Here is a 4,805-nt window from a genome sequence, read left to right on the forward strand (position 1 = left end):
CCGTCATGGTGGCAAAGTCAAGCGCACCAAAGCCAGCCCCACCGCATTAATGGAAGCCTGTCAGCAGCTACCAAACGTCGTCCTCGGCGGCAGCGGCGAAATGGGCTTTATCTTCCCCGAATTTCATCCCGGCTTCGATGCCATGTTCTGCATCGCTAAACTAATCGAAATGCTCACCCGTCAAGATCGTTCCCTTAGCAGCCTCCGTGCCGAGCTACCGCGCGTCTATTATCGCAGTCACTCTCTCCGGTGCCCGTGGACGGCTAAAGGCGGTTTAATGCGGCATATTCTCGAAACCCATCAACCAGAATATTTAGATACCGAAGATGGTGTTAAAATTATCAATTATCAAGACGATCGCTGGATCTTAATTCTCCCCGATGCTGGCGAACCTTTGGTACATATTTATGTTAACGGTAACGATCGCAATTGGGTCGATGAAACGATGCGTGAATACCGCCAACTAGTTCAAGATTTTATCGAACAATATCGCCAGACTAGTGATTAGGTATTAGGCTTTAGGTGTTAGGTTTTAGGCTTTAGGAGAATATGTTTTACCACCAGATATCGATACTTTTGGCGAGCGTTCTTGAATGGGAAACACAAGATTCAGTAGAAGCGATAGCAGGTATTCAGCAGGGATTAGATGATTTCAATGCAGGGAAGTTTCGCTCCTTTGATGAATATGCAGCCGAACAGCGTCAAAACTCTTCACAACAAGCAGTTGGAGAGAAACCCGAAGAACCAAATGCAACCTAACATAGACATTCAATTGCATCAACGCTGGATGGCGAAATCGATCGAATTAGCAACGAGCGCGGGAGTGGCGGGTGAGGTACCAGTAGGGGCGATAATTATCAGCCCTGAGGGTGAGATAATTGCTGAAGGTGAAAATCGGCGAGAACGCGATCGAGATCCGACCGCTCATGCAGAAATTGTGGCGATTCGAGCGGCGGGGGCGTATTTAAATAATTGGCACCTCGATCGATGTACGCTATACGTAACGCTAGAACCCTGTCCGATGTGTGCTGGTGCGATCGTCGCTTCAAGGCTGGGATTGCTAGTATATGGTGCCGATGATGCCAAAACGGGCAGCGTCCGCACTGTTTTGAATATTCCCGATAGTGCGGCTTCTTATCACAAATTAACTGTCATTGGTGGCATTTTAGCAGCTACCTGTCGCCAACAATTACAGGACTGGTTTAAAAGTAAGCGAATTTAGGGAATATTTAGTTGTAGGCGTATCTTTCTTGTGCTGTTAATGCCAGCGGTACAGAAAATAAAAATCAATATGGGTATTACAGTTAGTTATCAACGCATATCACCAAGCAAATTTACCGAGATACAAAATAACCCTGAATCTGGTGAAGAATTTTTCGATAGTATTTATGTGGCTAAAACTCGTCTTTCTATTCAAAAAGAATGGCAAGCCATCCATTATTTATTAACTGGTGAGATCGCATTTGATGAGAGTCAAGCCGAACCACCTCTGTGTAATGTTGTCATGGGTGGAAACGCAACTAAGTTTGAAGCAACCTATGGTTATGTTCGTTACTTTTCACCTAGCGAAGCAAACGAACTAGCTCAAGCTCTGACAGGAGTTGTACGAGAAGATTTGCGGAATAGATTCGATCTACGTGGCGATCGAGAAATTTATGCTCAAGAAGATGAATGGGAATTCTTGATGGATCTTTTAGAATCTATGATTTGTGTCTTTCAAGAGGCTGCTAAAAATAGCGAAGTAATTCTAATTTCATCATATTAACCGATCGACTGTTAAGATTTCGATAACCTCGATCCGATAAGAACACATACCTATATGTCCAAAGTGTCCTTTCTCGATAATCATCCCTCTAAATTCGAGATCGAATTTTCCCGAACAGTCGTCTCTAGTTGTTGGATTTTCTAATGCTTCTGTCAGCCAGTCCCAACCGCCTTCAAAGGGAATATCTAGTTGACAATCTACTGACATTAATCTGAAGCGGGGGATTTCCCAGTGAGATATATATACACCTGAAAAAATGCGTTCTTCACCGAGCGAAAATTGTTCTAAGATTAAATCTTGCGCTACTGAAACATTATCTTGCCACCACGTTACTTTCAGCAGCGAGGAAATATTCAGGAGTTTAAAAAGATCGATCGCCATCGAGCCAACGAAAAAAGTTAGATATACATATCCAAGCAATACCAGCAATAAAACTACGATCGCGATCGAACTCATCATCAAAGATTTCGGTACGCCAAGAAATATTTAAAACTCTTGGCTGAATATTTCTGTCAGCACGACATTAGAAAATAATAGCCCTTCTGGGTCTGACAAGCGCAACAATCGTTGGCAAAGCCTCTCGGAACGAGAATCGTGATATTCGATCGAGACAATTTCTACCCATCCCTGGTGCTGATATCGCTGTAAACATTTTAACAACCGATCGAGCCTACCGATCCCAAATTCAGACTCGATCGAATTTAGACTTATTCCACGAGATAATCGCAATCCTAGCATCAAAGTTTCTAAAAACCGATCCTCTGCGGCGGTAAGCTCGACTCGCCAATCGCAGCCATCGGCAATCCATTGGTAGTATTCCTGAGTCTTGCGGGGACGGGTAAAGCGATAATTTTCGAGATTGCTGGCTGCACCCATCCCGAAAGCGTAATAGGGTTGATTTTGCCAATAGGTACGGTTGTGACGACACTGGTGTCCCGGTTTGGCATAATTAGAAATTTCATAATGTTCGTAACCAGCACCACTTAACATCTGTTGGGCGGTACGATACATCTGGGCGGTGGCTTCGTCGCTGGGTAAAGGTTTATCCCCTGGCTGATATTGCTTGGCAAAAGGGGTTTGCGCTTCGACAATCAGATCGTAACAGGAAATATGGCTGGGATTTAACTCGATCGCACATTTCAGCGAAGCCACCCAATTATCGATAGTTTGTTGCGGTAATCCAGAAATTAAATCGAGGCTCCAGTTGGTAATACCGCCCTGGTGAAATAGCTCTACAGCAGCGTAAATATCGGCTACAGTATGCGATCGACCGCATAATTGCAATAAATTATCCTGAAAAGCTTGCACCCCAATACTGACCCGATTTACCCCCGCCTGGAGATATCCCTGAAGTTGCGCTAAATCGAATGTCCCCGGATCGATTTCCATCGAGATTTCGGCATTACTCGCAATCCCAAATTTGGCGGCTAACTGCTCTAATATCTGCCCCAGTTGCGCGACAGTTAGCAAGGAAGGAGTACCACCACCGAAGAAAATAGTTTCTAGGGGTCGATGGTAATTTACTTGAGTGGCAATTTCGATCGCCAATCGATCGACATAAAGTTGAATGTTACCAGATGTCGCTCCATTCTGGCGATCTCCAACGACAAATACCGGAAAGTCGCAGTAATAGCACCTGCGCCGACAGAAAGGGATGTGGATGTAAGCAGCGGTTGGGGGCAAGGGGGTGTGGGGGACGGGGGGGACTGGGGGACTGGGGGACTGGGAGACTGGGAGACTGGGAGACTGGGAGGAAGCAACTATCCACTATCCACTATTCCCTATTCCCTAAAGCCTAACCCAGCTTACAGTATGTTTCGCCGCCTAGTTCGATCCAGCCACGAATTAGACCAGATGTTGATTGTGCTGAGGCACAGCGTCCTGTTGCATCGATGACGATCGCACCACCTTCACCATTCACCTTGGCGACCAAATAGTCAATCCCTGCTTGCGCCGCAGCTTGGGCATCCATGCCTCGGAACTGGACGAAATCAGAAATTGTCTTGGCAAACACCGTTCGTAAAAATTGTTCGCCGTAGCCCGTTGCAGATACCGCACAGGTGTCGTTATCCGCGAAGACTCCCGCGCCGACAATGGGGGTATCGCCAACTCGTCCCCAGCGTTTGTTTACCAATCCACCCGTCGATGTCGCTGCGGCAAGATTGCCGTGGAGATCTCGCTCTACCGCCCCGATTGTACCCAACTTTTGGGATGGTTTTACGCGCTCGTGGTCTAGGGTCATTCCCCCTGTTACCTGCACTTGGGCTATTTGCTTAATTCGCGCCTCGGTAATAAAGTAATCGTCGGGGAAAGTTTCAATCTGACAGAACTTTGCAAATTCTAAAGCACCATCGCCCATCAACAGCACATGCTCGCCATGCTCTAAAACGCGCCGTGCGAGGGATATGGGGTTTTTAATACCTTTGAGACAAGCCACAGCACCCGCCCGCAAATCGCGTCCGTCCATTAGTGCGGCATCCATTTCTACTTTACCATCGGCATTGAGTACCGAGCCTTTACCTGCATTATAAAGTCGATCGTCTTCCAGCAAGCTGGCGCAATATTCAACTACATCTAAGGCACTATCACCCCGTTCTAAGCGTTGGCGACCCCGTTCTAAAATTGCGGTGATACTCTCTTGAAATACTGCTTCGCTAGCTTCGTATTTAAGATCTTCGAGGGCACCAGCACCACCATGAATCATTAGGGAATAGGAGTCAGACATGGTTGTTGAGGTCGCAATAGGATTAATGGGCTAAGGATGCTTCAATCGATCGCGGCATCGTTTAATATTTTAATGGTTAATATGTCGATCGACAGAATCTCATCTAGCAATCCTAAATTAGTTGTGAGATTCTATATTGATGTTATTTCAACCGCAGAGACGCAGAGGGCGCAGAGAAAGGAATAGAAAGATACTAGTTTCTCATGTAGGATCGTCATACTCCCTTTCCGCTCAAAGACTATAGATTAGCTTTTTCTTTATGCCCTCTGCGCTCTTTGTCTTGATTTGTTGTCTTGTCGTTTTTTTATTCGGGGG

General features: G+C 46.0%; 6 protein-coding genes and 1 pseudogene. 4 read left to right on the top strand and 3 right to left on the bottom strand.

Going from position 1 to position 4,805, the window contains the following annotated elements; translation table 11 throughout:
- From RMO79_RS08625 to RMO79_RS08640, 4 genes and pseudogenes are all read left to right on the top strand, one after another.
- Window positions 1-508, top strand: a pseudogene (locus RMO79_RS08625) (mannose-1-phosphate guanylyltransferase); the annotation flags it as partial.
- 41 nt (window positions 509-549) lie between these two features.
- A complete protein-coding gene (locus RMO79_RS08630) occupies window positions 550-759 on the top strand; it encodes a hypothetical protein (protein ID WP_310482706.1) in 210 nt (69 codons plus the stop codon).
- The gene (gene tadA / locus RMO79_RS08635; RefSeq protein WP_310482707.1) at window positions 749-1,222 is read left to right on the top strand and encodes a tRNA adenosine(34) deaminase TadA; all 474 of its coding nucleotides are present in this window, start codon (window positions 749-751) and stop codon (window positions 1,220-1,222) included. Before RMO79_RS08630 ends, tadA begins: the two co-directional genes overlap by 11 nt.
- A 69-nt stretch (window positions 1,223-1,291) precedes the next feature.
- Complete coding sequence (locus RMO79_RS08640) at window positions 1,292-1,765, top strand: DUF1877 family protein (RefSeq protein ID WP_310482708.1); 474 nt, start codon at window positions 1,292-1,294, stop codon at window positions 1,763-1,765.
- On the opposite strand, the gene RMO79_RS08645 is transcribed toward RMO79_RS08640, so the two are convergent.
- From RMO79_RS08645 to RMO79_RS08655, 3 genes are all read right to left on the bottom strand, one after another.
- On the bottom strand, window positions 1,757-2,224 hold the full coding sequence (locus RMO79_RS08645) for a hypothetical protein (protein WP_310482709.1): 468 nt from the start codon (window positions 2,222-2,224) through the stop codon (window positions 1,757-1,759). The two genes, RMO79_RS08640 and RMO79_RS08645, sit on opposite strands and share 9 nt — an antisense overlap.
- A 27-nt stretch (window positions 2,225-2,251) precedes the next feature.
- Entirely contained in the window at window positions 2,252-3,448 is a 1,197-nt protein-coding gene (gene hemW / locus RMO79_RS08650; protein ID WP_310482710.1) for a radical SAM family heme chaperone HemW, read from the bottom strand.
- 112 nt (window positions 3,449-3,560) lie between these two features.
- A complete protein-coding gene (locus RMO79_RS08655; protein ID WP_310482711.1) occupies window positions 3,561-4,490 on the bottom strand; it encodes an isoaspartyl peptidase/L-asparaginase family protein in 930 nt (309 codons plus the stop codon).
- Window positions 4,491-4,805: the final 315 nt, after the last annotated feature.

Origin of the sequence: Chamaesiphon sp. VAR_48_metabat_403, assembly GCF_031422475.1 — a bacterium.
Taxonomy (GTDB): Bacteria; Cyanobacteriota; Cyanobacteriia; order Cyanobacteriales; family Chamaesiphonaceae; genus Chamaesiphon.

Excerpts from the sequence above, each read along its gene's own strand:
- RMO79_RS08630 (WP_310482706.1), top strand. The coding sequence starts at position 550 with ATGTTTTACCACCAGATATCGATACTTTTGGCGAGCGTTCTTGAATGG.
- tadA (WP_310482707.1), top strand. The coding sequence starts at position 749 with ATGCAACCTAACATAGACATTCAATTGCATCAACGCTGGATGGCGAAA.
- RMO79_RS08640 (WP_310482708.1), top strand. The coding sequence starts at position 1,292 with ATGGGTATTACAGTTAGTTATCAACGCATATCACCAAGCAAATTTACC.
- RMO79_RS08645 (WP_310482709.1), bottom strand. The coding sequence starts at position 2,224 with ATGATGAGTTCGATCGCGATCGTAGTTTTATTGCTGGTATTGCTTGGA.
- RMO79_RS08655 (WP_310482711.1), bottom strand. The coding sequence starts at position 4,490 with ATGTCTGACTCCTATTCCCTAATGATTCATGGTGGTGCTGGTGCCCTC.